General features: G+C 54.2%; 4 protein-coding genes. All 4 read left to right on the top strand.

What is annotated here, in order from left to right; translation table 11 throughout:
• Window positions 1–1,249 precede the first annotated feature (1,249 nt).
• The 4 genes from B0E51_RS19290 (at window position 1,250) to B0E51_RS19285 (ending at window position 3,547) form a co-directional block, all read left to right on the top strand.
• Window positions 1,250–1,477 (top strand): hypothetical protein, encoded by a 228-nt coding sequence (locus B0E51_RS19290; RefSeq protein ID WP_143525920.1) that lies wholly within the window; start codon window positions 1,250–1,252, stop codon window positions 1,475–1,477.
• An 892-nt stretch (window positions 1,478–2,369) separates the two neighbouring features.
• Window positions 2,370–2,774, top strand: coding sequence for a hypothetical protein (locus B0E51_RS13275; RefSeq protein WP_077445384.1), 405 nt, complete (start codon window positions 2,370–2,372; stop codon window positions 2,772–2,774).
• Window positions 2,775–2,840: 66 nt separating this feature from the next.
• A complete protein-coding gene (locus B0E51_RS13270) occupies window positions 2,841–3,140 on the top strand; it encodes a hypothetical protein (protein ID WP_143525919.1) in 300 nt (99 codons plus the stop codon).
• Between the two features lie 50 nt (window positions 3,141–3,190).
• Entirely contained in the window at window positions 3,191–3,547 is a 357-nt protein-coding gene (locus B0E51_RS19285; protein ID WP_143525918.1) for a hypothetical protein, read from the top strand.
• Window positions 3,548–4,017: the final 470 nt, after the last annotated feature.

Raw genomic sequence — 4,017 nt, 5'->3', positions numbered from 1 at the left:
AAGTCCACACCCAGGGTTATAGTGCTCATGGAGACTTCCTCTTCTGCTGACGGTTGTTTCGCAACACCATCATGGCCTTCGAGGCCGTAAGGGGAGGAAGTCTCTTTTTACTCGTTCAAGGCGGACGCCTCCGGCGCCGCTTAACTCAGGCGTTAGGTGCCATAGGAAAGTATGTCGCTAGCCAAAGCACAAATCGGAAAGTGCGGCGAGTTGCTGGTGCAATACCAGCTCCTGCTTATGGGCATCGAATCGGCACCAATGAGCACGGATACGGGCATTGATCTTGTTACCTACTCGCCTCGGCTACCTCACCCGATCACGGTGCAGGTCAAGACAAACCTCAAGTCCAAACCGGGCGGCGGCACTGGCAAGCATGCTCTTGATTGGTGGGTTCCAAGTGACTCGCCGGCCCACTATGTCGCGCTCGTAGACTTGTCCAGCCAAAGCACTTGGCTCATGTCGCATGCCGAGTTGCTTGTCCATGCGCAACAGCAACCAGCGGGCCGCCTCCACATCTACATGTATACAGATCCATCAGCTCGGCCTAGGCGGAGTGATCGGCTCGCGCACATCCATGAGTTCGAGCAGTTTCTGTTATCCAAACGGGCGCCAGTCGTATATGGCACCTAACCAGTCATTCAAGGCGGACGGCTTCGCCGCCGCTTAATTCCAGCGTTAGAACTCATGAGCCACACGCACTCAGATCCATACCGTCCTCCAGCTTGGCGACTGGCTCTGTTTAGCGGAGCTAACCCCTGTCCTGTGTGCGGTCACGCCATCGAAGTCTCTCGTGCGTATCGCAACTTGGTAGGCCTCGCTGGCTTGCTTGGTCTAGGGTTTTCGGTCGCATACATGAAGCGTTTGCGTTCGTACTGGCCAGTTTGTGTCGCACTTTGCCTTGTCTTACTTTCCCAGTACCTCGTGGCTCGATTTGCACCCTTGGCTACCGTGTCGCAACGAGAGCAGGTCCATCGCAAGTGGGCAGGCATAGGTTTCTTGGTTTTGCTGCTGGCACTATTCGCACTAAGTTACTTCTCGGGTAAGTTCTAACTTCTCGTTCAAGGCGGACGGCTTCGCCGCCGCTTAACTCAAGCGTTAGGCGCCATAGGAAGGGAAACTCATGCGTTGCTTCAATCATCAAGATCGCGAGGCGGTTGGGTCCTGTAAGGCCTGTGCAAAGGGTCTTTGCCCTGAGTGCGCGGTTGACCTAGGACATGGCCTCTCCTGCAAGGGGCCACACGAGGAGATCGTGGAGTCGTATAGCTCGATCCTCAAGTTCAATGCGCGCACGGTTTCAGCAGCTCCGCGCAACATATATTTTGCGCCTGTATTCTGCATAGCTATGGGCGCAATGTTCATGTGGTTCGGTCGCGACGAATATCGTGGCCTCTTGTTCATCATGGGCGGCTTGTTCCTCGCGTATGGTGTTTTTATGTTCGCCCGCATGCGTGCAACCTATGCACGAAAGCGCGCCTAACCATTCGTTCAAGGCGGACGGCTTCGCCGCCGCTTAACTCAAGCGTTAGGCCAAAATTTGGGGGTACTGTGAAAAGTTATATCTTTGGCGTTCTTTTGATGTTGACGGCAGCCTCATGTAAAGCGAATGGGATCGATTTCAGTTCGGTAAGTTGCGGCACATTTGAAGCCAAAGTTTCAAAAACGGCTTACTCCGACACCCCGCAAGTTCAAGGAATGATGATCTGGCTCATGGGCTATTCTGCGGGGAAAAATGGGATCAGCACTCTTGAGTCTAGTGATGCGAAGCCCTTCTTCGATGAACTTCGAACACAATGCACAACTAACCAATCGCAGCTTCTACTCCCACTTGTTGAGCGCTTGGGTAAAACCATGTTGCATACCACTCCGCAGCCAGTGCCTAGCGGCGGCGCCTAACCACTCGTTCAAGGCGGACGGCTTCGCCGCCGCTTAACTCCAGCGTTAGGTGAGCCATGAGATTCGCGGCGCTACTTCTATTCCTGCTCCCTCTTACTGCTCACGCCGAGGTCATGGACAAGGAAAGTTCTGCGCTAGTTGTTTGGGCATGGGCAATCGTTCCATCAGTCTTGGCATTTCTGGCTGCGCGTTATAGACGGTGGCTGTTGCTACTCCTCCTCCCAGCACCAATTCTTTTCTTCGTCGCACACCTACTTGAGGTCACAGACCCTTACGTCGGGCCTGCAATTGCGCATGAAGCCGGCGTCTCGTATCTGGTCGCTTCATGGGGTGGTCCGTTGGCTTTAGTCCTAGGCGTTTTGCTAGGGCTGTTTCTTCGCCGTCGGGTAAGCTCACCTAACCAGTCGTTCAAGGCGGACGCCTCCGGCGCCGCTTAACTCCAGCGTTAGGTGCTTATGACACTTCCAAGCTCCCGTATGACAAAGTTTGAGCTTGTACTCTTTGCTTGGACTGCCCTGAACTTTGCTGTTGGTGTGTGGGTTTTATTCACAGGCAAGTTTCAAGTCTACGGCGCTGGCTTGGCGCCTTTTCTCCCGCTTGCCATCGGCCTCCCAGCGGCCGGGCTTCTCCTTTGGCAGCTGCTCAAGCCAACTCGAGCAGCGTTGCTATTCGGCACTTTGTTCTGGGCGCTACAAATTGCCAGCGCTCGCCTGCCTGAGACACTCTATAAATTCCGGGTTGGGCTTTCGGTAGATTTCCGAGTCACAGACAATCCCAATTACATCGTTGCAGTAAATCTTCTGGCAGTCGTTGTCACGATAATGTTCGCCATTGCGGCGGCTCGCAGGCGAGCTGCAAAGCCGCAGGCTGCAACTACATGAACTGCGCACCTAACCATTCGTTCAAGGCGGACGGCTTCGCCGCCGCTTAACTCCAGCGTTAGCCCCATGAAAGGCATGACCATCCTTAGCAATCCACCTAGCTTCAAGACGTTTGAGCTCGCTCATCGCGTTGAGCATGGCGTTCATCACTTCGAGGTTGCTTACGGCAGCTCGTTCTCCGAGCTTTACTATGACTTCACCCCGCAAACGTTTAGGGCATCGGCCGACTGCCAAGAGCTCTTGCTTCAGTTTGGTCGCGCTGGCTTAAATTGGTTGCCCGCCGTGCTTGACCAGCTCGCTGCGGGCACTGCTCAATACACAACAGCTCAGCTCAATGCGCTGGCCATGCACAGCGTGCAGGGCTAACTATTCGTTCAAGGCGGCTTCGCCGCCGCTTAACTCAAGCGTTAGGTGCCATGACTCGTAAGATTCTCGCCATTTGGATTTTTCTAAGCAGCGTGGCTGCGGCACTTGTGTCAGCTTCGCTCACTTCACTGACCTTGCGAGTATATGGGCCTGGGCATCTTCGTTCGTTTGGCCCAAAAGTCACAATGGCGGGCGAGAGTTTTTCCGCTTGGCTGCCTTATGCACCAAGTATTCTTTTTGCTGCCATCACGGCTTCAATCATTACAGCCGTCTACTTCTCCCGAAGCAGCAAGGCTTCCGACCTCAAGAGTTTCGCCATCTGCCTCATCGCCGCACTCAACTACTTTTTCGCCTTCTTCGTACTCATGTCGTTAGTGTCTGCATACTTGCTCGCAAACGGCACCTAACATTTCGTTCAAGGCGGACGGCTTCGCCGCCGCTTAACTCAAGCGTTAGGCCGCAAATGAGCGATCTCGATACTTGTCCCAAATGCTCCGCAAAGTTCGATGCTCGCAAAGAGCTTGCCTGGGGCGGTGTTCCGGTGCTCTTTGGGTTCATCACTATGCCAGGCGTTTCTACCAAGGTTCGTTGCCCTAAGTGTGGGTATTCGTTCTCCGCAGAAAACGTACGTTTCTTTGGATTCTTGTCAGGGCCTGTACTTTGTTTGGTTTTGCTCGTCGCAGTTGTCGCCGGCTTGCTTAGCGTTATGCTTTCATCGCTTCTATAACGTAGGGGCCGGCGCGTTGCGGTCTAACTACTCCGTAAGAGACTTCCGATCAAGCCCAGACGCATGATGCTTTTGCCCTGAGCTTTCGGGCCGCTGCTGGTTACCGTGTTGTCCTGTTTGTTGCGTCGTGCGTGTCAATGCTATGCGGGG

This window comes from Rhodanobacter sp. C05, assembly GCF_002001165.1.
GTDB lineage: Bacteria > Pseudomonadota > Gammaproteobacteria > Xanthomonadales > Rhodanobacteraceae > Rhodanobacter.
The sequence above is the reverse complement of the archived record's forward strand: the minus strand, read 5'-3'. Positions and strand labels throughout refer to the sequence as shown.